The following is a 20,458-nucleotide window of genomic DNA, read 5'->3' as shown; positions in this document are numbered from 1 at the left end:
CGCCGTGCTCCGTTCCAGCGAGCCCGCGGTGGCTACGCCCCGCCGGTGTGGACGCTGAAGGCCGAACGGCGAGCCGCCCGCGCCACCCCCGGGTCCGGGTGCACGCCCGAGACCGCCGTCAGCACCGAGGCCGCCCTCGGGTGCCCGGACTGCCGGGCCCGGGCGAACAGCCGCACCGGGTCGCCCGCCGAGGCACCCTCGACATGGCCCACCAGCAGCTCCGTCTCGCCGTGGTCGAGCACCGCCGCCGCCGTGTCCACCCAGAGCCAGGCCGCGTCGTCCGCGCCCAGCACGTCCGCCGGGGAAACCCCCTCGTCCGCGCGCTCCGCCAGCCACAGCAGCGCGTACGGGCGCAGCACCGGCGCGTCCACCGCCGCCCGCACCGCCTGCTCGGCCGGCCCTCCGGCCACCCGCAGCGCCTCGAATGCCAGCCCGCGCACCAGCGCGTCGTCGCCCCGTGCCGCCTCCAGCAGCTCGGCCACCGCCCGGTCCGCCGGACGGGCCGCCACCCAGGCGCGGTACTCGGCGCGGGCCGGGCCCGGCGAGTAGTCCGCACAGGCGTTCAGCAGCTCGAAAGCGCTCTGCTCGATGTGCCCGGCCGCGGTCTGCGCGACCGTGCAGATCTCCTCCAGCTTCGCCCGCACCGCCCAGTGGCCGAGCGGCGACAGCTCGGCGGCCTCGTTCCTGCGCGTCAGGGCGCCGACGGCCGCCAGGCCGTCCAGCATCCAGTCCAGGACGGCGGCCACGTCCGAGGGCGAGGCCGGGGTGTCGATCTGCGGCTCCCGGCAGGTGCCGCGGACCGCGGACACCGCGGAGGCCGCGTGCGGCACGGGCGACAGGCCCGGACCGCCGGCCCCGCCGACCCGGCGCTCGTCCAGGCCACGGCGCAGCAGCTCCAGCAGCTCGCTCTCGGCCACCGGACCGTCCACCAGGTGCAGGAAGGAGAGCAGCTGCGGAGCCTGGTCCACGGCCTGCCCGGCCAGTACGGCGAACACCCCGCGCAGCGCGGCGGGCGGCACCGGGGCGAGCAGGGTCCAGGCGTCGAACAGCGCCGACCAGCCGCGCACCACGGCCTCGTCGTCGTGCTCCCAGGCGTGCAGGCGCCAGCCCGGACCGGCCCCGGTGTCCCGGGCCTCCACCAGGCCCACCAGGAGCGCCTGCCCCCAGGCCTTGGCGGCGGCACCGACCGTCATGGCCAGCGCCCGGCCCGCCGCACGGGCGTCCTCCGGGAGCAGCTCGCCACGCTTGTCGATCTCCGGCAGCTCCCCGGCCCAGCGGGCGATCCGGACGGCGTCCACCAGCATCCGGCGGGCCAGCGGCGCCAGCTCGGCCGGCGCCGGAAAGCCCTCCGGCACGGGAACCCGGCCCCGTCCGGGCGCCGGCGCGGGTCCCCGTCGCCGGGGTACGCCGTTACGGGGTACAACCGCCCCGCTCGGCCTGCCACCGGCTGGCCGGTGGGCCGTACCGGGGAGACGGGTCACCGTCGCACCGGTACCGATCGGAGGCGGGAGCGGGGCATCACGGTCGCGCGGGTTCCGAGACGTCACGTCGAGCAGTCTTCCCCTTGTACCGGCCTTCTGTCACATCCGGTTGTCCGTACGACCGGGCGCCCGGTGGCGACACCTCCGCAAGATCGGGCAACAGAGGCAAACCGCCTGGCCGGAAACATGTGACCTGCTCATGCCAGGTCAGTCGCGACGGTTGCTGCGGCCGTTCGAGCGGTCACGGAACGTGAGGGGGAGGGTGGTGTGCGGGGCCAAAAATGTGCCCCTCACTGCGCGGCGACCGCTGCGGGCCGCGCCGAAGCCGTCGGCGGGCGGCAGGGCTGTCGAGCCCGGATCCGGACGGATGGGCGCGCGGGACGGGCCGATCTTGGAGCACGAGAAGTCGGCGGGTCCGACTTCCCGCGCTCCGCACGGGCGGTGGCTCCCGGTCAGAGGAGCGGGGTGAGCCAGCGACGGAGGAGTTCGGTGTAGTGGTCGGGGGCGGAGTTCCAGAGGGTGCCGTGGTCGGCGCCGGGGAAGGGCTGGAGGCCGACCACGTCGGGGCGGGCGGCGGCGAGGCGCTCGGCACTGCGGAACGGGGAGACCCGGTCGGCCGGACTGTGCAGGAGGAGGGTCGGGACGCGCAGGTCGGCTCCCTCGGCGATGCGGGAGAAGTCGGCGAGGTCGACGCCGGTGCGGCCCTGGGCGGCGAGGGCGCCGAGTTCGACGGCCGCACCCCGGACGCCCAGCCGTTCGGCGTCGCCGCGGGCGGTGGCCGGCAGGTCGAGGACCGGCGAGTCGAGGATCAGGCCGCTGACGGCGTACGCCCAGGCGGAGCGGGCCGCCGTCTGCAGGACCATCGTGGCGCCGACCGACCAGCCGTAGAGGATCACCCGACCCGCACCGTGGGCGAGCGCCAGCCGTACCGCCGCCTCGACGTCACGCCACTCGGTCTCGCCGAAGTGGCTGTACCCGTCCGCGGAGGCCGGGGCGCCCTCGTCGCCGCGGTAGGTGACGGCGAGGGCGGGCAGGCCGAGACGGTCGAGGACGGGCAGGACCGGAAGGGTCTGCTGGCGGTCGGCCTCGGGGCCGTGGACGAGGATCACCCACGTGCCGCGCTTGCCGTCGAGATACCAGGCGGGGAGGGCGCCGAGTTCGCCGTCGACCGCGGTCTCGGTGTAGGCGAGGCCGAGCGCCCGGGTGGGGTCGCCGACGTGGACGCGCGGGGTGAAGCGGACCTCGGCGCCGGGGACGAGGGTGCCCCGGTCGGCGCGGACCAGCCGACGGGTGACGCCCTCCTCGTCGCTGTGCAGGACCTCCTCGACGACCGCGTGGCCGCCGTCGTCCCACTCGACCGCCCAGCGGCCGGGACGCAGGCTCTCGGGGCTGCGGCTGAAGGTGATCCGCCCGACGCCGAGGCCGCGGACCAGGACCGGCCCGGACTCCTGCACGGCCGTGACCGGGCGGACCATCCGCTCGGAGGCCCGGCGGCCGATCACCAGGACGACGGCCCCGGCTCCGACGGCGGCGGCCGCCACGACGGCGGCGGTTCCCCAGCGCATATCGATCCCCGCTCTGTTGGTCACGGACCGGACGGTGTTCGTGCACCAGTCCACCGGCGCCCCGGCCGCCCGGCCACCGGGCTGGGCCGTCCGGGTCACTCGGCGCGGGGTCGGGGCGCGGGGACGGGGTCCGGCGTCGGGGCGCGGGGTCAGTCCGTGGCGGCGTCGAGGAGGTGCCAGAAGCGGGGGGTGAGGGAGTCGGTGGTGGGGGGTGGGGCGGCGCGGGTGGTGGCGCCCCAGTGGGTGGGGACGTGGTGTTCCTGGTGGAGGACGGTGAGAGCGGCGGCGAGGGTGTCGGCGGGGGCCGGGACGATGCGGGCGAGGGCGCGGAGGCGGGGTTGCCAGCGGCCCGCGACGCACTGGCGGAGGAGCTGGCCGAGGGCCTCCCGGCGGCCGGTGGCCTCCACGAGCTCGGGCAGGGTCAGGTCGAGGACCTCGGCGAGGGCGCGGGTCTGTTCCTCGTCGCCGTCCCATTGGCCGGTCAGTTCGGCCTGCCGGTAGGTGGCGAGGACGGTGCCGGTGCGGTCGGCGACGGCGGCCTGGCCGAGTTCACGGGCGACGCGGTGGTCGCGCAGCCGTACCGGGCGGGTGTCCATCAGCTGGGCGGCGGGGCACCAGAGGGCGCGGGCGAGGGCGACGAACTCCGGTTCGCTGGGGCGCAGCTCGCCGGCCTCCCAGGCGAGGACGTGGGCGGGCAGCAGCCGGACGCCGTGCGCGGCCATGCCCTCCGCGACCTGCTCGGGGGTCAGGCCGAGGCCGGCCCGGTGGGCGCGGGCGGCCGCGGGGGAGAACGGCACCGGAGGCGGGACAGTGGGGGTCTTTCTGCGACGCATGCCACCGAACGGTAGGCGCGGACCGCGGTGCGCCCCAGCGACCGAACCCACGAAGCGGCCGGTCCGGGGGCGGTGCTCCGCTGGGCGATCCCACAGCGCGTCGGGGCGGTGCCCGGTGTGACCAACCCCTCCGTGACCTCGGTTGACTCCCGGTTCGGCCGCGTGATGGGATCCTGGGGCCAATCGGAGGCATGGAGAGGAAGCCGGTGCGAGTCCGGCGCGGTCCCGCCACTGTCACCGGGGAGCACGCTCGGAATGATCGCCACGGCGGGCCGTCAGAAGCCGCTGGAAGGCCCCGGGGGTGTGTCCGACCCGGAAGCCAGGAGACTCTCGCCCCCGCTACGTCGATCCAGGGCGCGGACCCTGAGTGAGGACACGCACGCGATGCAGGCTGCCCCGCCCCACCGGACTCCGAGCGGCCTTCCGCCGAGCTGTCTCCCGATGAGTTGTCTTCCGATCAGCCCCCTTCCGGCGTTCGTCCTGTGACCGTCCGTCCTGCGACCGGACGCCCCCTGGCCCGCGCCGCCGCGTTCGCACTGGGCGCCGTCGCGGGCTACGCCGCCGACGCCCGCTTCGCCGACCCGCGCCGGGGCCACCCGGTGGCCGTCTTCGGCAGCGCGGCGACCCGGCTGGAGCGGCGCCTGTGGCGCGACGACCGTACGGCCGGGGCCGGGTACACGGCGCTGTGCGTGGGCGCGGTCGCGGCGGGCGCGCTCGCCCTGGACCGTACGGTGGGCCGGCGCCCGCTGGGCCGGGCGGCGCTGGCGGCGGCCGCGACCTGGACGGTCCTCGGCGGCACCTCGCTCACCCGGGAGGCCCGCGCCATCGGCCGCTCGCTGAAGGACGGCGACCTGCGGGCCGCGCGGGAGCGGCTGCCGCACCTGTGCGGGCGGGATCCGAGCGCGCTGGACGGGCAGCAGATCGCCCGCGCGGTGGTCGAGTCGGTGGCCGAGAACACCGCCGACGCCGTGGTGAACGCGCTGGCCTGGGGTGCCCTGGCGGGCACGCCCGGGCTGCTGGCGTTCCGTGCGGTGAACACCCTGGACGCCATGGTGGGACACCGTTCGCCGCGCTACGCCCGGTTCGGCTGGGCCTCGGCCCGGCTGGACGACGTGGCGGGCTGGCCGGGCGCCCGGCTGACCGCACTGCTGACGGTGGCCGCCGCCCCGCAGCCCCGGACGGCCTGGCGGGTCTGGCGGCGCGACGGCTCCTCGCACCCGAGCCCGAACGCGGGCCAGGCGGAGTCGGCGTTCGCCGGGGCGGTGGGCGTGCGGCTGGGCGGCACGCTGCAGTACGGCGAGCGCGTGGAGCACCGTCCGGTGCTGGGCGCGGAGCTGCGGCCGGTGACGGTGGACGACATCGAGCGGGCCTGCGCGCTCTCCCGGCGGGTGGGCGCGCTGGCACTGGGTACGACGGTCGCGGGGCATCTCGTGATCAGGGCGTTCGGTAAGAGGAGGGGTGGGGCATGAGCAACGCGCTGCTGGTCGCCGGGACGACCTCGGACGCGGGCAAGAGCGTGGTGACGGCCGGCATCTGCCGCTGGCTGGCCCGCCAGGGTGTGCGGGTCGCGCCGTACAAGGCGCAGAACATGTCGTTGAACTCCTTCGTCACCGCCGACGGCGCCGAGATCGGGCGGGCCCAGGCGATGCAGGCGCAGGCCGCCCGGGTGGAGCCGGAGGCGGCGATGAACCCGGTGCTGCTGAAGCCCGGCGCGGACGGCCGCAGCCAGGTGGTGCTGCTGGGCAGGCCGGTCGCCGAGGTGGGTGCGCTGGACTACCGCGAGCGCAAGCCCGTCCTGCTGGAGCGCGCCCTGGAGTGCCTGGCCGACCTGCGCCGCCGCTACGACGTGGTCGTCTGCGAGGGCGCCGGCTCGCCCGCCGAGATCAACCTGCGCGACCGCGACATCGCCAACATGGGCCTGGCCACGGCCGCCGGGCTGCCGGTGGTGGTGGTCGGGGACATCGACCGCGGCGGCGTGTTCGCGGCGATGTACGGGACGCTGGCGCTGCTGTCGGCGGAGGACCAGCGGCACGTGGCCGGCTGGTTCGTCAACAAGTTCCGCGGCGACGCGCGGCTGCTGGCGCCCGGGCTGGAGATGCTGCACGAGCTGACCGGCCGTCCGGTGCTGGGCACCCTGCCGATGCTGCCCGGACTGTGGCTGGACGCCGAGGACTCGCTGGACCTGTCGACGGTGGTGGACCGGGTCGACGGGCGCGGGCCGCTCGGGGCGGACGTGCTGCGGGTGGCCGTGGTGCGCTTCCCCCGGCTGTCCAACTTCACCGACCTGGACGCGCTGGCGCAGGAGCCGGGCGTGCTGGTGCGCTGGGCCACCAGACCCGAGGAGCTGGCCGACGCCGACCTGGTGGTGCTGCCCGGCACCCGGGCCACCGTGGCGGACCTCGCCTGGCTGCGCGAGCGCGGCCTGGAGCCGGCGCTGAAGGCGCGGGCGGCGGCCGGGCTGCCGGTTCTCGGGGTGTGCGGCGGCTACCAGATGCTGGCGCGCGGGATCGTCGACGAGGTGGAGTCCAAGGCGGGCGCCGTCGACGGGCTCGGCCTGCTGCCGACGCAGGTGCGGTTCGGCGCCGAGAAGGTGCTGGCGCGGCCGGTCGGCGAGGCGTTCGGGCACCGGGTCGAGGGCTACGAGATCCACCACGGGGTGGTGGCCGTGGAGGGGGGCCAGGCGTTCGTCTCCGATGGCCGAGGGCAGAGTCTGGACGGCTGCCGGGTGGGCTCGGTCTGGGGCACGACCTGGCACGGCGTGCTGGAGAACGACGACTTCCGTCGCGAACTCCTGCGCGAGGTCGCCGAGTTGGCGGGCCGGGCGTTCGTCCCGGCGCCGGACACCTCCTTCGCCGAGGCGCGCGAGGCCCGGCTGGACCGGCTGGGCGACCTGATCGAGGAACACGCGGACACCGACGCGCTGTGGAAGCTGATCGAGGGCGGGGTGCCGGCGGCCGGATCGCTGCCGTTCCTGGCGCCCGGGGCACCTGGGAGTGACGCATGACTGACGTCCGCTATCCGTTCACCGCGATCGTCGGCATGGCCGACCTGCGGCTGGGGCTGCTGCTGAACGCGGTCTCCCCGGCCGTGGGTGGCGTGCTGGTCCGCGGCGAGAAGGGCACCGCGAAGTCGACCATGGTGCGCGCGCTGGCCGGCCTGCTGCCGTCCATCGCCGCCGTGGACGGCTGCCGCTTCGCCTGCGACCCGGCCGCGCCCGACCCGCAGTGCCCGGACGGGCCGCACTCCGCCGCCGGGAGCCACGAACGGCCGTCCCAGCTGGTCGAGTTGCCGGTCGGCGTGGCCGAGGACCGGATCGTCGGCTCGCTCGACCTGGAGCGCGCGCTGGCCGAGGGCGTCAAGGCGTACGAGCCCGGGCTGCTCGCCAAGGCACACCGCGGCGTGCTCTACATCGACGAGGTGAACCTGCTCCAGGACCACGTGGTGGACCTGCTGCTGGACGCCGCCGCGATGGGCCGCTCGTACGTCGAGCGCGAGGGCGTGTCGGTGCGGCACGCGGCCCGGTTCCTGCTGGTCGGCACGATGAACCCGGAGGAGGGCGAGCTGCGGCCGCAGCTGCTCGACCGGTTCGGCCTGACCGTCGAGATCGCCGCCACCCGGGACCCGGCCGAGCGCGCCGACGTGGTCCGCCGCCGGCTCGCCTACGACGCCGACCCGGCCGGCTTCGCCGCGCGGTTCGCCGAGGAGGAGCGGGCACTCGCCGAACGCATCACCGCCGCACGGGAGTTGCTGCCCAAGGTCGAGCTGACCGAGGTGGCGCTTCGTCAGATCACCGCCGTGTGTGCCGCGTTCGAGGTGGACGGCCTGCGCGCGGACATCGTGATGGCCCGCACCGCCGTCGCGCTCGCCGCCTGGGACGGGCGCACCGAGGTGCTGGAGGAGGATGTCCGCAAGGCCGCCCAGCTGGCGCTGCCGCACCGGCGCCGCCGCAACCCCTTCGACGCGCCGGGGCTGGACGAGGAGCAGCTGGACCGGACGCTGGAGGAGCACGCCCAGGGGGACGACCCCGAGCCCGACCCCGAGCCCGACCCCGAGCCCGAGGGCGACGGCCCGGGGCCGGACGGCGACGGCCCCGACCCCGAGGGCGGCCCGGACGGCGGTGGTCCGGACGGCGGCGGGGCGCCCGAGCCCTCCGACGGCGGCGCCCCGGAGGCGTCCACGACCGGCGGGGACGACCAGCCACAGTCGCCGGTCCCGACCCAACACCCGGCCCCCGCACGGGAGTCGACGCCGGCCGCGGCCGGGGACCCGTACCGGACCAAGCTGTTCACCGTCCGCGGCACCGGCCACGGCGCCCAGGGCCGCCGCTCCCCCGCCGAGACCACCGGCGGGCACACCATCCGCGCCCGCCGCCCGCAGGGCGCGCTCGGCCGGCTGCACCTGACCGCGACCCTGCAGGCCGCCGCGCCGCACCAGGCGGCACGCGGACGCAGCGGCCGGGCGCTGGTGCTGCGGAAGGACGACTTCCGCGAACAGGTGCGCCAGGGCCGGGAGTCCAACCTGGTGCTGTTCGTGGTCGACGCCTCGGGCTCGATGGCCGCCCGGCAACGGATGACCGCCGTCAAGGGCGCCGTGCTGTCACTGCTGATGGACGCCTACCAGCGGCGCGACAAGATCGGCATGATCACTTTCCGCGGCGCCGGCGCCGAGCTGGCGCTGCCGCCCACCTCCTCCGTGGAGGTCGGCGCGGCCCGGCTGGAGTCGCTGCCCACCGGCGGACGGACCCCGCTGGCCGAGGGGCTGCTGCGGGCCCACGAGGTGCTGCGGGTCGAGCGGCTGCGCGACCCGAGCCGCCGCCCGCTGCTGGTCGTGGTGACCGACGGCCGGGCCACCGGTGGCCGCGACGCGCTCGCCCGCTCCCACCGCGCGGCCGCGCTGTTCGCCGCGCAGGGCACGGCGAACGTGGTGCTGGACTGCGAGTCCGGCCCGGTCCGGCTGGGCCTGGCCCGCACCCTGGCCGGGCAGCTCGGCGGCACCGCCGTCAGCCTGGACGAGCTGCGCGCCGAGGGCGTGGCCTCGCTCGTCCGCGAGAACCGCGGGGACAACCGTTCCTCGACCGTCCGCGACAACCTCGCGACAACCATGCGAAAGGCGGCCTGACCCATGCCCAAGGGCGTCCCCGAGAGCGTTCCCGACGACGGCCTGACGACCCGTCAGCGCCGTACGCAGCCGATCACCGCCGTGCACACCGGCCCCGGCAAGGGCAAGTCCACGGCCGCCTTCGGCATGGCGCTGCGGGCCTGGAACCAGGGCTGGCCGGTCGGGGTGTTCCAGTTCGTGAAGTCCGCCAAGTGGAAGGTCGGCGAGGAGAACGCGCTGCGCGTGCTCGGCGCCTCCGGCGAGGGCGGCACCGTCGACTGGCACAAGATGGGCTCCGGCTGGTCCTGGATCCAGCGCTCCGCCGAACAGGAGATGACCAGCGAGGAGGCGGCCAAGGAGGGCTGGGAGCAGGTCAAGCGCGACCTCGCGGCCGAGACCTACCGCTTCTACGTGCTCGACGAGTTCACCTACCCGATGCACTGGGGGTGGATCGACGCCGACGAGGTGGTGGCCGTGCTCAAGGACCGCCCGGGCAGCCAGCACGTCGTCATCACCGGCCGGTACGCGCCCGAGGCGCTGACCGGTTTCGCCGACCTGGTCACCGAGATGACCAAGGTGAAGCACCCCATGGACGCCGGCCGCAAGGGCCAGCGCGGTATCGAGTGGTAGACCGTTGAGCACCGTCCCCCGCCTCGTCATCGCCGCGCCCTCCTCCGGCGCCGGCAAGACCACCGTCGCCACCGGCCTGATCGCGGCACTCGCCGCGCGCGGGCTGGCGGTGTCCCCGCACAAGGTCGGCCCCGACTACATCGACCCTGGCTACCACGCGCTCGCCGCCGGGCGCCCGGGCCGCAACCTCGACGCCTTCATGTGCGGTCCCGAGCGGATCGCGCCGCTGTTCCTGCACGGCGCGGCGGGCGCGGACGTCGCGGTGGTCGAGGGCGTCATGGGCCTGTTCGACGGGGCCTCCGGGCGCGGGGAGTTGGCGTCCACCGCGCACGTCGCCAAACTGCTGCGGGCACCGGTGGTGCTGGTGGTGGACGGCTCCTCGCAGTCCCGCTCGGTGGCCGCGCTGGTGCACGGCTTCGCCTCCTGGGACCCGCAGGTGCGGCTCGCCGGGGTGATCCTCAACCGGGTCGCCTCCGACCGGCACGAGCACCTGCTGCGCGAGGCCCTGGAGGAGGGCTCCGGCGTGCCGGTGCTGGGCGCGCTGCGCCGCTCGGCGGCGGTCGCCACGCCGTCCCGCCACCTCGGGCTGATCCCCGCGGTGGAGCGCTCGGCGGAGGCGCTGAAGGCGGTCGCCGACATGGGCGAGCTGGTCGGCTCCTCCGTCGACCTGGACGCGCTGCTGGAACTCGCCCGCACGGCACCCGATGTGGACGCCGAGCCGTGGGACCCGTCGGCCGAGGTCACCCCGGTGGCCGGTCGGCCGCGGATCGCGGTGGCGGGCGGCCCGGCGTTCTCCTTCTCGTACGCCGAGAACGCCGAACTGCTCGGCGCGGCCGGGGCGGAGGTGGTCCCGTTCGACCCACTGCACGCCACGGCCCTACCGGCGGGAACCGCCGGGCTGGTCATCGGCGGCGGCTTCCCGGAGCTGTACGTACGGGAGTTGAGCGGGAACACCGAACTGCGCTCGGCGATCGCCTCCTTCGCCGCGTCGGGCGGGCCGATCGCCGCCGAGTGCGCCGGACTGCTCTATCTGGGGCGGGAGTTGGACGGCCTGCCGATGTGCGGCGTGCTCGACACCGAGGCCCGGATGACCGAGCGCCTCACCCTCGGCTACCGGGAGGCCGTCGCCCTGCACGACTCACCGCTCGCGGCGGCCGGCACCCGGGTGCGCGGGCACGAGTTCCACCGGACGGTGTGCGAACCGGGCGCGGGCGAACACCCCGCCTGGGGCTGGCGCCTGCCGACCGGGCCCCGCACGGAGGGCTTCGCCGCGGGCCGGGTGCACGCCTCCTACCTGCACCTGCACTGGGCGGGGGCGCCGGCGCTGGCAGCGTCCTTCGCGGCCGCGGCGGCGGCCTACGACGGCACTCCGCGCGGGGCGGCCGCCGTGTAGGGGGCGACTGCGTAGGATGCGCGCATGCATGTGATCGTCCTCAACGGCGGCTCCAGCTCCGGCAAATCCAGCATCGCCCACCGTCTGCAGGAACTGCTGCCGCAGCCGTGGCTGCACCTCGGCGCGGACACCATGGTCGGCGCCCTGCCGCCCTCGCTGCGCAGCGGCGGGGAGGGCATCGGCGCCCTGGAGGACGGGACCGGCACGGTCGAGGTCGGGCCGGCCTTCGCCGCGCTGGACGCCGCCTGGACGGTCGGGGTGGCGGCGATGGCCCGGGCCGGCGCCCGGATCGTGGTGGACGAGGTGTTCCTCGGCACCACCGCCTCGCAAGCCCGCTGGCGGGCGGCACTGGAGGGCCTGGACGTGCTCTGGGTCGGCGTGCGCTGCGACCCGGCGGTGGCCGCGGCCCGGGAGGCCGCGCGCGGCGACCGGGTGGCCGGGATGGCCGCCGCGCAGGCGGAAGCAGTGCACGAGGGGGTCGCGTACGACCTGGTGGTGGACAGCTCCCGGACCTCGGCGGACGAGTGCGCCGAGCTGATCCTCGCGCGGGTGTCCGCCCGCGGCTGACTGCCCGCGCCCCTCCGCCCCGGGTGACCGCCCGCGCCCATCCGCCCCGGGTGACGGTCGCGGGCAGAGCCGCTACAGGACCAGGGTCCGCCAACCCCGGGTGATCTGGTCGTCGACGGCCACGGGGTCCGGCGTCGTCGGCTGGGCCGCCTCCAGCACTGCCAGCAGGGCGGCGCCGTCCGCCGGGCGCTGCGCCGGGTCGATGGCCAGCGCGCGGGTGACGACGGCGGCGAGCGCCGGGTCGAGAGCCCGGACCGCCGCCAGCGCGGTCGGTTCGGGCCCGGTGTCCACGATCCGGCGGATCACCGCGCCGGTGCTGGTCGCCGCGAACGGGCTGGCCCCGTGCGCCGCGCACACCACGCAGCACGCCCAGGCCCACACGTCGGCGGCCGTACCGACCCGCTCATCGCCGAACTGCTCCGGCGCCATGTACGTCAGGGTGCCGGGCCCGCCGCCGGTGGCGGTGAGCCGGGTGCCGTCCACGATCGCCGCGATGCCGAAGTCCAGCAGGCGCGGGCCGGCCGTGGTCAGCATGATGTTGGCCGGCTTGAGGTCCCGGTGGATCAGCCCGAGCCGGTGCACCCCGGACAGCGCCACGGCCAGCGCCAGCGCGAGCGCACGGAGCGCCTCGGCGGAGCGGATCGGCCCCTGCTCCCGCAAGTGGACGTCCAGCGGGCGGCCGTCCAGCAACTCCATGGCCAGGTACGGACGTCCGGCGTCCACGCCCGCGTCGAGCACCCGGGCGGTGTAGGCGCCGGGCACCATGGCCAGCACCTCGGACTCACGCTGGAAGCGGCGCAACAGCTCGGCGTCGTCGAGGAGTTCGAGGTTGATGGTCTTCAGGGCGACCTGGGTGGCGGAGCCCTGGCGCTGGGCGAGGTAGACCGTGCCCATCCCGCCGGAGCCGATCCGGCCGAGGAGCTGGTAGCCGCCGATCGTGCGGGGCTCGTGGACACGGAGTGGACCGTGGGCCACGGGCGGGGCAGGTGATACGGGCGGCGCAGGTGACACGGGCGGCGCGAACTGCGGCACCGGCGGGGCGGCCGGAACGTGCTGCGTCGGAACGTACGCCTGCGGCGCCGGGGTGGTCGCGGCCGCGTTCGGCGCAGGGGTGGCCGGTGCGGCGGTGTTCGACCCGGTGACGACCGGCTCGTGCCGCCTGCTGGTGACGACCGCACCGATCTGGAACAGCAGCACGGCGAAGACCAGCCAGTACGGCAGGGCGAACACGCCGATCACCGCGCGCAGGGCGAGCAGGCCGAGGACCCGGCGCCAGGTGGCACGTGCCGACCGGACCTGCTCCGGCATGCGGACGGTCAGCAGGTTGCGCTGGGTCAGGAACCAGAACAGCAGCCAGAGCACCAGGGCCGAGATCACGGGAACGAGGTACCAGAGCCTCGCCGTGTGGAGGGCCAGGTGCGCCTCCCTGCTCAGGTAGCGCACGTTGTCGGTGTCGATCGGCTCCCGCAGCATCCGGAGGGTGTCGGTGTCGCCGAGGAACAACAGGGCATCCAGCCCTGCCGCGCAGACGAGCCCCACCAGCGGCGCGGCGATGAACGGCACCCGACTGACCGGGGCGCCCGCACCCACGGCCGCCGCCGCCCGTTGGCGCGTCGCCCGTTGAAGCCACAGCAGCAGCGGAAGTGTCACCACCCGCACCACCAGCAGCACGAGCAGGAGGAACACCGGTGCGACGAGGCTGACCACGCTCATGTCTCCCCCTTGGCCGATCGAGCACACGGAGTAACGGAGTATAAGCGGGACGACCCGGGCCTCTCCCCCGGGCTCCTACTCTGCCGCCGTGAGCAGCGCGTCGAGGTAGCGCGCCGCATCGTCGCGCAGTTCCTCCGGCATCGGCGTGCGCCAGTGCCCGCTGCCGGCCGTCGCGTTGAACAGCACGCCGTCGCACCAGCGGACCAGCCGTCGGGCGTCGGCTGCCGGGTCGGTCGAGCCGCACCGGGCGAGCAGGACGGCGGCGGCGTCGGCGAAGCGCGCGCCCAACCGGTCGTAGACGGCGCGCAGTTCGGGCCGCCTGGTGGCTTCCAGGGCGAGTTCGAGCCGGGCCAGGGTGAGCCGGCGTCCGGTGGTGAGCGCCTGGAACAGCAGATCGGCGGCGACCCGTACGAGCAGCTCGCGCGGCGGGGTGTCGGCCGGCGGCTCACCGGTGAGGACGGGGTGCTCCCGGGTCTCCCGCTCGACGATCCGGGTGAGCGCGACCTCGAGCAGGGCGGCCCTGGTCCGAGCGAGGTTGGAGGTCGAGCCGGCGGGCAGCCCGGCCTCCTCGTCCACGGCGCGGTGGGTCAGCCCGCGCAGGCCGCGTTCGGCGATCAGGGCGATGGCTGCGTCGGCGATCAGGGTCGGGCGCGGGGGCGTCATGGGTCCGATCATGGCCTTTCTCCTCGGGCGTCCCAACCTACTACGGCAGTAGTCTGCGGCACTACATCCGTAGTACGGTGTGCGGGCAGCGCTAACTACAGCCGTAGTGCGAGATGAGGAGCCCACCCATGGACAGGCACCAGGCGATCGTCATCGGCGGCGGCATCGGCGGGCTCACCGCCGCCCTCGCCCTCCACCGGCAGGGCATCCCCGTGGCCGTCCACGAACGCGCCGCCTCGCTCGAACCCGTCGGCGCCGGACTCGCCCTCGCCCCCAACGCCCTGCGCGCCCTCGACCGGCTCGGCGTCGGCGAACGCCTGCGCGCCCTCGCCACCCCGCACCCCGCCATCGGCCTGCGCCACCCCTCCGGCCGCTGGCTCGCCCGCACCGACACCGCCACCTTCGAGGCCCAATTCGGCGACCCGATCGCCGCCGTCGCCCGCGCCGATGTCATCGCCGCCCTGGTCGACGCCCTCCCGGACGGCACCGTCCGCACCGACTCGCCCGCCTCGCTCGTCACCCCCGGCAGCGCCACCGAACCCGCCGTCGTCCGGACCCCGGACGGCGACCGGCCCGCCGGGCTGGTCGTCGCCGCCGACGGCATCCGATCCGCCACCCGCGGCCTGCTCTTCCCCCAGCACCCCGGCCCCCGCTACAGCGGCTTCACCACCTGGCGCACCATCGTCACCCCCACCCGCCGACCGGACGCCGCCGGCGAGATCTGGGGACGCGGACAGCTCGCCGGGATCGTCCCGCTCGCCGACGGCCGCGTCTACGTGTACGGCGCCGCCCTCGCCCCGGCCGGCGCCCGCGCCGCCGACGGCGACGAGAAGGCCGAACTCCTGCGCCGGTACGGCACCTGGTGCGCGCCCGTACCCCAACTCCTCGCGCTCGCCGAGCCGGAGCGCGTCCTGCGCCACGACGTCTGGGACCTCGCCGACCCGCTGCCCGCCCACCACCAGGGCCGGGTCGCCCTCCTCGGCGACGCCGCCCACGCGATGTGCCCCTTCCAGGGCCAGGGCGCCTGCCAGGCCATCGAGGACGCCGTCGTCCTCGCCTCCCTGCTGACCCCGTCCACGGACCCCGCCACCGCCCTCCCCGCCTACACCGCCACCCGCCTCCCCCGCACCACCGCCATCGTCACCGCCTCCCGCCGCATCGGCGACCTCGTCGCCCTCCGCACCCCCGTCGCCACCCTCCTCCGCACCAGCGCCCTCACCCTCGCCGGCCTCCTCCCCGCCCGCGCCCTCCTCCGCCGCTCCGCCCCGATCTACGACTGGCAGCCGCCGGCCCTGGACGCGACGGCCTGAGGGCGCCGCAAGGCACCGGAGACGGCGCGGACCGGGCCGCCCGGACTACGCGTCAGTGTCCTTCGGATGCCGGGACGAGGCGTAGACGACATGCACGGCCCGGCCCGCCTCGTCCACCAGGTAACGCACCCGCCCCCCTGCGGTCACCTCGTACTCCAGCCCTTGGCGGCCTCGCTCGTACCGATCCGCAGCCGCCACTCGTCACCGATGGGCGGCGACGGGACGTCGTCACCGCGCTTGGGGCTCACGGCTCGACCACCTCGCCGTGGTCGTCGCCGGGGAGCGGCCTGGTGAGCAGCGGTACGGCCGGTGTCAGTGGCGGTGGGGACAATGCCCGGCATGAGCGACTCCGACGATTCCAGCGGGCCCGCCTCCGACCCCGGCTCCGGCTCCGGCCCCGACATCGCCGAGTACTGGGACGCGGCCGCCGAGGCCTTCGACGAGGAGCCCGACCACGGGTTGCGGGACGCCTCCGTCCGGGCGGCGTGGGTGCGGCGGGTTCGGGGGTGGGTGCCGGGTGAGGCCTGCGACGTGCTCGATGTGGGGTGCGGCACGGGCTCGCTGTCGTCGCTGCTCGCGGCGGACGGGCACCGGGTGACCGGGGTGGACCTGGCACCGCGCATGGTCGAGCGGGCGCGGGCGAAGCTCGCGGCGGCGGGGCTGCCGGGCCGGGTCCTGGTGGGTGATGCGGCGGCACCGCCGGTCGGGGGCGAGGGTTTCGACGTCCTGTTGTCGCGCCACCTGATCTGGACGCTGCCCGAGCCCGAGCGGGCCCTCCGCGCCTGGGTGGGGCTGCTGCGCCCGGGCGGCCGGCTGGTCCTGATCGAGGGCCGGTGGCGCGAGGCCGGGCAGGCCGTGGCACCCTACGCGGCCGGGGCGGAGCGGCTGCCGTGGAGCGGCGGCATCGGGGCGGACGAACTCGCCGGTGCCGTACGACCATTGGTGGCCGAGCTGCGGGTCGAGCCGCTCAGCGGGGACGACGAGCTGTGGGGTGGCCCGGTGTGCGACGAGCGGTACGCGCTGGTCGCGTACCGCTGAGCGGCGCGTCCGCCTGAGCCTTTCGTACAGCCGGGCGGCACGTACGGCCGGGCAGCCCGTCAGGCGCCGCTGCCGAAGGTGCCGCGCCGGGGGTCGGCGCGGCGCTTCTCCTCCGGTGCGGTTCCGCAGGGTCCGCGGGTGCGGTTCCGCCGGAGTCAACGCGGACGGGCGGGCGCTGGACACGCCCGCCTCCGCGTCACGCTCCCCGTCGATCCTTCCCCGCCGGCCCTCCCCCGCGTCGACCGGAGTCGCCGCTCAGCCGAGGAGGGGTTCGGTGTCCCCGTGCGCGATGAGGAGCTTGCGCAGCAGGCCGTCGAGCTGGGTGCGCTCGTCGTCGTCGAGCGCGGCGAGGATGCGTTCCTCGTTGCGGACGTGGCCGGCCAGGGCGCCGTCGATCAGCTCCTTGCCGGCCGGGGTGAGGCGGACGAGGACGGCGCGGCGGTCGTCGGGGCAGGGGTTGCGCTCGACCAGGCCCTTGGCCACCAGCCGGTCGACCCGGTTGGTGATGGCTCCGGAGGTGACCATGGCGGACTTGAGGAGGGCGCGGGCGTTGAGCTCGTAGGGCTCGCCGGAGCGCCGCAGGGTGGCCAGGACGTCGAACTCGGAGGAGTCCAGGCCGCAGGAGGTGAAGTACTCGCGCAGGGCGGCGTCGACCCGGACGTTGAGTCGCCGCAGCCGGCCGATCAGGGCCAGTGCCCTCGGGTTGAGGTCGGGACGGGTCCTCGCCCACTGCTCGACGATGTCGTCGACGGTGTCGCGCTGCTCCATGGTGTGCCGCCTTCCTGGTTCTGCTTCGCGGACCCCCGTCCAAATATCTTAGCCTTCACATACTTGACGTTCACCTACCTGGGGGCGTAGAACTTATCTCAACGTTCAGATAATCAACGTTCAGGGGATGGCCGTCATGGACCGCAAGCGCGCAGCAATCGCCGCCACCGCCGCACTCGCCCCGGCCGCCTGGGGCACGACCTACCTGGTCACCACCCAGCTGCTGCCCGAAGGCCGCCCGCTGCTGCTCGCGGCACTGCGCGCCCTGCCGGCCGGACTGCTGCTCCTGCTGATCGGCCGCAAACTGCCCAAGGGCGCCTGGTGGGGGCGCGCGGCCGTGCTCGGGATGCTCAACATCGGGCTGTTCTTCCCGCTCACCTTCGTCGGCGCGTACCGCCTGCCCGGCGGGGTCGCGGCCACCATCGGGGCGATCCAGCCACTGCTCGTCGCCGGGCTCTCCATCGGCGTCCTTGGCGTACGGCCCGGACGGCGCGCACTGCTCGCGGGACTGATCGGAGTCGGCGGCGTCGCCCTCCTGGTGCTCAAGAGCGGCGCCCGGCTGGACGGTGTCGGGATCGCCGCGATGGTCACCGCCATCGCGCTGATGGCCACGGGCACCGTCCTCACCCGCCGCTGGGGCCGCCCAGAGGGCGCCACCCTGCTCGACCTCACCGCCTGGCAGCTCCTCGCCGGCTCGGTCTTCCTGGTGCCGCTCGCGGCCCTCGTCGAGGGCGCACCGCCCGCCCTGAGCGCCGCCAACCTGGCCGGCTTCGCCTATCTCGGCCTCTTCAGCACCGCCCTCGGCTACATCCTCTGGTTCCGCGGCATCGAGCGGCTGGGCGCCGGACCGACCTCGTTCCTCGGCCTGATCAACCCGGTGGTCGCGACCGTGGGCGGTCTCGTCGTCCTCGGCCAGACCCTCACCGGGTGGCAGCTCCTCGGCCTGACGCTCGCCCTCGGCGCCATGTTCGCGGGTCAGGCCCCCGCCCGGCGGCCCAAGGCCGTCACCGCCCCCACCACGCCCGCCAACCCTGTCGCTCCTCTCGCTCCTGCCACCACTGCCATCCCTGTCGTTTCTGCCACCCGCTGACCACTACCGCACGGAGTACGCCATGCACTACATCGTCATCACCCGCACCGACAGCACCCCCGACGCCGACCTCGGCCACTACCTCGCCAATGTCGGCGCCACCATGGAGCCCCACCAGGGCCGCCTGCTCGCCTTCGCCGCCCCGGCCCGGCTGGAGGGAGACACCGCCTACACCAAGACCGCCATCCTCGAGTTCCCCACCGAGGCCGACGCCCACGGCTGGTACCACTCCCCCGCCTACCAGGCCCTCGCCACCTGGCGCATCAGCACCATGGGCCACCCCGTCACCATCGCCGCCGTCCCCGGCCTGCCCGGCTGACGCCGCCACCCGAACCGTCCAGGCCCCGCCGCGCACCGGCGGGGCTTCGGCATGCCCGGCGGCGAGGTCAGCCGGTGGCGCGGATGTAGATGTCGGCGGCGCCGGAGAGGCCGCCGGGGATGGCGGCCACGTAGATGCGGCGGGCGGTGGGGGTGTGGGTGGGCGTCGGGGTGGGGGCTGGAGTCAGGGTGGGGACGGGGGTGGTGACGACGGGCTCGTCGTCGGGGGTCGCCTCGGGGGTTGCTTCGGGAGCGGCTTCTGGGGCAGCTTCCGGAGCTGCCTCCAGGCCGGCGTCGCCATCGCCATCGCTATCGGCATCGCCATCGGGGGCCAGGACGGGCGTGTCCTCGGCGGGAGCGGGGGAGGCCGAAGGGGACGGAGAAGCGGAGGGGACGGCCGACGGGGAGAAGGTCGGGGCGGGGGAGCTGATCGGCCCGTCGGGGAGTTCCGGGGCCTCGGCCGGCTCGTCGCCGCCGAGGGCGGCGACGAGGTCGGGCGGGAGGGGGGCGGCCGGGCCGGGGGCGGGGAGGTCGTAGGCGCTGAGGAAGTCGCCGACGCCCGGGGCCTTGCCGCCGCCGAGGCGGTAGTGGAGGTAGGCGACGGGGGCGCCGTCGGAGGTGTGGGTGTAGACGGCGCCGACCGGGACGTAGTACCGGCCGACGCCCGGGTGCTGGGAGGGGTGGAGGCCGGCCAGGCGTTCGGCGCGGTCGCGGTCGGTCTCGTGGCCGGTGCGGCCGACGGTGAGCGCGTTGACGCCGCGCACCACGAGGGCGGCGGCGACGGACACGCACAGCACCAGCCCGACGGCGACGGTGCGCCGCAGGACGGGGCGGCCGTGCAGGGCGGGCCAGGAGTCGGTCACCATGCGCTCGGGTGGGATGCCGTCCATGGTTGCTCGCTCCCCATCGGTCAGGACGTTCGATCCGGACATTCGATCAGGACGTCGCACTGTGCTCGACGTGGGACCGTATCCGAGAGTTCCTCAGCCCAGGTAGGCGGGGGCCACGGCGGCCTTGGTGAGTGAGTGCGGGCTGCCCGAGCCGTCGGCCGGCACGGTCCACAGGTCGGCGCCGTAGTCGCCGGGCAGGGCGTAGACCAGGGTGCCGTTGCCGTCCCAGAGCGCCTGGTCGTCGATGTTGCGCTGCTCGGCGGTGGCGGTCTCGGTCATGGTGGCGAGGTCGAGGACGTACAGCCGCCAGGGTACGTCGGCGGGGAGGCCGGGGACGCGCTTCTTGTACGCGATGCGGGTGCCGTCCGGGGAGAGCGAGGGGCACTCGACGTTGTCGTGCAGGGCGGTGAGGGTGCGGGCGGTGAGGTCGCCGCGGACGAGGTGGGTCTGCCCGGAGCCGGCGACGGTGGCGTAGAAGGTGTTGTCGTCGGCGAAGGTGACGCCCCAGATGTTGGTGTCGTGCGCCTGGTACGGGTGGCCGTCCAGGATGACCGCGAAGTCCTCCAGGTTCTCCCGGAGGTTCCAGTCCCGGACGTCCACGATCGAGGTGCGGGTGGAGAAGTCGCTGCCCGCGTAGGAGTCGCCGCTGACGAAGACCGTCCAGGCGGCGAGGTGCCCGGACGGTGAGACCCGGGAGCGGGTGGGGATGCCGGCGGCCGGGAAGGAACGCCGCTCGCGCAGGTGGTCGTCGAGGATGACGGCCCGGTAGGTGTCCTCCAGCGCGCCGCGCTGGGCCTGCAGGCAGATGCCGGTGCCGGCGGCGGCGTGGAAGCGCAGGCACTGGACGCCGGAGGCGGTGCGCGGGCCGTCGGGGCGGTCGGCGGGGACGGTGGTGATCTCGTCCCGGTGCGGACCCCAGGCCATGTTGCGGAACAGCAACCGGCGTCCACTGCCGGGCACCTGGAGGGAGACGGCGCCCGACTCGACGGACGGCCCACCGGGCTGGACCTGGTCCCGGCGGGCGGTGCGGCCGGCCGCGTGCAGGACGGCCCCGGTGCCGACCGCGCCGAGCAGCACGACGGCGACCAGCAGGATGATCATC

Annotated in this window: 18 protein-coding genes and 1 riboswitch; of the genes, 10 read left to right on the top strand and 8 right to left on the bottom strand. The window is 75.4% G+C overall.

The features are described 5' to 3' along the window. Positions 1 to 32 precede the first annotated feature (32 nt). The 3 genes from ACZ52R_RS12350 to ACZ52R_RS12340 form a co-directional block, all read right to left on the bottom strand. Positions 33 to 1,355, bottom strand: a complete 1,323-nt coding sequence (locus ACZ52R_RS12350; RefSeq protein WP_360499593.1) for a hypothetical protein — start codon at positions 1,353 to 1,355, stop codon at positions 33 to 35. 578 nt (positions 1,356 to 1,933) lie between these two features. After that, a complete protein-coding gene (locus tag ACZ52R_RS12345) occupies positions 1,934 to 3,070 on the bottom strand; it encodes an alpha/beta hydrolase family protein (RefSeq protein ID WP_465753430.1) in 1,137 nt (378 codons plus the stop codon). A gap of 125 nt (positions 3,071 to 3,195) precedes the next feature. Beyond that, the gene (locus ACZ52R_RS12340) at positions 3,196 to 3,879 is read right to left on the bottom strand and encodes a helix-turn-helix domain-containing protein (RefSeq protein WP_465753429.1); all 684 of its coding nucleotides are present in this window, start codon (positions 3,877 to 3,879) and stop codon (positions 3,196 to 3,198) included. Positions 3,880 to 4,076: 197 nt separating this feature from the next. Then, a riboswitch (cobalamin riboswitch) is annotated at positions 4,077 to 4,208 on the top strand. 153 nt (positions 4,209 to 4,361) lie between these two features. On the opposite strand from ACZ52R_RS12340, the gene ACZ52R_RS12335 reads away from it, so the two are divergent. From ACZ52R_RS12335 to cpt, 6 genes are read left to right on the top strand one after another with little or no spacing between them, the layout of a single operon-like run. Further along, entirely contained in the window at positions 4,362 to 5,348 is a 987-nt protein-coding gene (locus ACZ52R_RS12335) for a cobalamin biosynthesis protein (protein ID WP_465662646.1), read from the top strand. Then, the gene (locus tag ACZ52R_RS12330; RefSeq protein WP_465621083.1) at positions 5,345 to 6,883 is read left to right on the top strand and encodes a cobyric acid synthase; all 1,539 of its coding nucleotides are present in this window, start codon (positions 5,345 to 5,347) and stop codon (positions 6,881 to 6,883) included. The genes ACZ52R_RS12335 and ACZ52R_RS12330 overlap by 4 nt, the downstream gene beginning before the upstream one ends. Next, positions 6,880 to 8,997: a putative cobaltochelatase gene (locus tag ACZ52R_RS12325; RefSeq protein ID WP_465753428.1), complete on the top strand. Its 2,118-nt coding sequence runs from the start codon at positions 6,880 to 6,882 to the stop codon at positions 8,995 to 8,997. The genes ACZ52R_RS12330 and ACZ52R_RS12325 overlap by 4 nt, the downstream gene beginning before the upstream one ends. A 3-nt stretch (positions 8,998 to 9,000) precedes the next feature. Then, on the top strand, positions 9,001 to 9,606 hold the full coding sequence (gene cobO, locus ACZ52R_RS12320; protein ID WP_360499581.1) for a cob(I)yrinic acid a,c-diamide adenosyltransferase: 606 nt from the start codon (positions 9,001 to 9,003) through the stop codon (positions 9,604 to 9,606). A gap of 4 nt (positions 9,607 to 9,610) precedes the next feature. Next, positions 9,611 to 10,999: a cobyrinate a,c-diamide synthase gene (locus ACZ52R_RS12315; RefSeq protein WP_465621080.1), complete on the top strand. Its 1,389-nt coding sequence runs from the start codon at positions 9,611 to 9,613 to the stop codon at positions 10,997 to 10,999. A gap of 30 nt (positions 11,000 to 11,029) precedes the next feature. Beyond that, positions 11,030 to 11,566 (top strand): chloramphenicol phosphotransferase CPT, encoded by a 537-nt coding sequence (gene cpt, locus ACZ52R_RS12310; RefSeq protein ID WP_465753447.1) that lies wholly within the window; start codon positions 11,030 to 11,032, stop codon positions 11,564 to 11,566. 72 nt (positions 11,567 to 11,638) lie between these two features. Here the strand turns inward: cpt and ACZ52R_RS12305 are convergent, their stop codons facing one another. Continuing rightward, positions 11,639 to 13,279: a serine/threonine-protein kinase gene (locus ACZ52R_RS12305; protein WP_465753427.1), complete on the bottom strand. Its 1,641-nt coding sequence runs from the start codon at positions 13,277 to 13,279 to the stop codon at positions 11,639 to 11,641. A gap of 75 nt (positions 13,280 to 13,354) precedes the next feature. Further along, positions 13,355 to 13,954, bottom strand: coding sequence for a TetR/AcrR family transcriptional regulator (locus ACZ52R_RS12300; RefSeq protein WP_465621077.1), 600 nt, complete (start codon positions 13,952 to 13,954; stop codon positions 13,355 to 13,357). A 116-nt stretch (positions 13,955 to 14,070) separates the two neighbouring features. Here ACZ52R_RS12300 and ACZ52R_RS12295 point away from each other — a divergent pair, with 116 nt between their 5' ends. Together ACZ52R_RS12295 and ACZ52R_RS12290 are read left to right on the top strand one after the other, a co-directional pair. Then, a complete protein-coding gene (locus ACZ52R_RS12295; protein ID WP_465621075.1) occupies positions 14,071 to 15,252 on the top strand; it encodes an FAD-dependent monooxygenase in 1,182 nt (393 codons plus the stop codon). Positions 15,253 to 15,591: 339 nt separating this feature from the next. Next, positions 15,592 to 16,290 carry a class I SAM-dependent methyltransferase gene (locus ACZ52R_RS12290; protein WP_465621073.1) on the top strand — a complete coding sequence of 233 codons (699 nt, stop codon included), beginning with the start codon at positions 15,592 to 15,594 and terminating at the stop codon, positions 16,288 to 16,290. A gap of 255 nt (positions 16,291 to 16,545) precedes the next feature. Here ACZ52R_RS12290 and ACZ52R_RS12285 read toward each other — a convergent pair whose 3' ends face one another. After that, positions 16,546 to 17,058, bottom strand: a complete 513-nt coding sequence (locus ACZ52R_RS12285) for a MarR family winged helix-turn-helix transcriptional regulator (RefSeq protein WP_465621071.1) — start codon at positions 17,056 to 17,058, stop codon at positions 16,546 to 16,548. A 136-nt stretch (positions 17,059 to 17,194) separates the two neighbouring features. On the opposite strand from ACZ52R_RS12285, the gene ACZ52R_RS12280 reads away from it, so the two are divergent. Next, positions 17,195 to 18,148: an EamA family transporter gene (locus tag ACZ52R_RS12280; protein WP_465621069.1), complete on the top strand. Its 954-nt coding sequence runs from the start codon at positions 17,195 to 17,197 to the stop codon at positions 18,146 to 18,148. Between the two features lie 22 nt (positions 18,149 to 18,170). After that, positions 18,171 to 18,467, top strand: coding sequence for a DUF1330 domain-containing protein (locus tag ACZ52R_RS12275; RefSeq protein WP_360499561.1), 297 nt, complete (start codon positions 18,171 to 18,173; stop codon positions 18,465 to 18,467). 67 nt (positions 18,468 to 18,534) lie between these two features. On the opposite strand, the gene ACZ52R_RS12270 is transcribed toward ACZ52R_RS12275, so the two are convergent. Then, on the bottom strand, positions 18,535 to 19,356 hold the full coding sequence (locus ACZ52R_RS12270; protein WP_465621066.1) for a hypothetical protein: 822 nt from the start codon (positions 19,354 to 19,356) through the stop codon (positions 18,535 to 18,537). A 93-nt stretch (positions 19,357 to 19,449) separates the two neighbouring features. After that, positions 19,450 to 20,457, bottom strand: coding sequence for a TolB family protein (locus tag ACZ52R_RS12265; protein WP_465621181.1), 1,008 nt, complete (start codon positions 20,455 to 20,457; stop codon positions 19,450 to 19,452). Position 20,458: the final 1 nt, after the last annotated feature.

This window comes from Kitasatospora sp. NPDC034023 (genome assembly GCF_055575795.1).
The sequence above is the reverse complement of the archived record's forward strand: the minus strand, read 5'-3'. Positions and strand labels throughout refer to the sequence as shown.

Bases quoted from the DNA above. Each gene is read 5' to 3' on its own strand.
- ACZ52R_RS12340 (WP_465753429.1), bottom strand. From the start codon at position 3,879: ATGCGTCGCAGAAAGACCCCCACTGTCCCGCCTCCGGTGCCGTTCTCC.
- ACZ52R_RS12330 (WP_465621083.1), top strand. From the start codon at position 5,345: ATGAGCAACGCGCTGCTGGTCGCCGGGACGACCTCGGACGCGGGCAAG.
- ACZ52R_RS12325 (WP_465753428.1), top strand. From the start codon at position 6,880: ATGACTGACGTCCGCTATCCGTTCACCGCGATCGTCGGCATGGCCGAC.
- cobO (WP_360499581.1), top strand. From the start codon at position 9,001: ATGCCCAAGGGCGTCCCCGAGAGCGTTCCCGACGACGGCCTGACGACC.
- ACZ52R_RS12305 (WP_465753427.1), bottom strand. From the start codon at position 13,279: ATGAGCGTGGTCAGCCTCGTCGCACCGGTGTTCCTCCTGCTCGTGCTG.
- ACZ52R_RS12300 (WP_465621077.1), bottom strand. From the start codon at position 13,954: ATGATCGGACCCATGACGCCCCCGCGCCCGACCCTGATCGCCGACGCA.
- ACZ52R_RS12295 (WP_465621075.1), top strand. From the start codon at position 14,071: ATGGACAGGCACCAGGCGATCGTCATCGGCGGCGGCATCGGCGGGCTC.
- ACZ52R_RS12290 (WP_465621073.1), top strand. From the start codon at position 15,592: ATGAGCGACTCCGACGATTCCAGCGGGCCCGCCTCCGACCCCGGCTCC.
- ACZ52R_RS12285 (WP_465621071.1), bottom strand. From the start codon at position 17,058: ATGGAGCAGCGCGACACCGTCGACGACATCGTCGAGCAGTGGGCGAGG.
- ACZ52R_RS12280 (WP_465621069.1), top strand. From the start codon at position 17,195: ATGGACCGCAAGCGCGCAGCAATCGCCGCCACCGCCGCACTCGCCCCG.
- ACZ52R_RS12275 (WP_360499561.1), top strand. From the start codon at position 18,171: ATGCACTACATCGTCATCACCCGCACCGACAGCACCCCCGACGCCGAC.
- ACZ52R_RS12270 (WP_465621066.1), bottom strand. From the start codon at position 19,356: ATGGACGGCATCCCACCCGAGCGCATGGTGACCGACTCCTGGCCCGCC.
- ACZ52R_RS12265 (WP_465621181.1), bottom strand. From the start codon at position 20,457: ATGATCATCCTGCTGGTCGCCGTCGTGCTGCTCGGCGCGGTCGGCACC.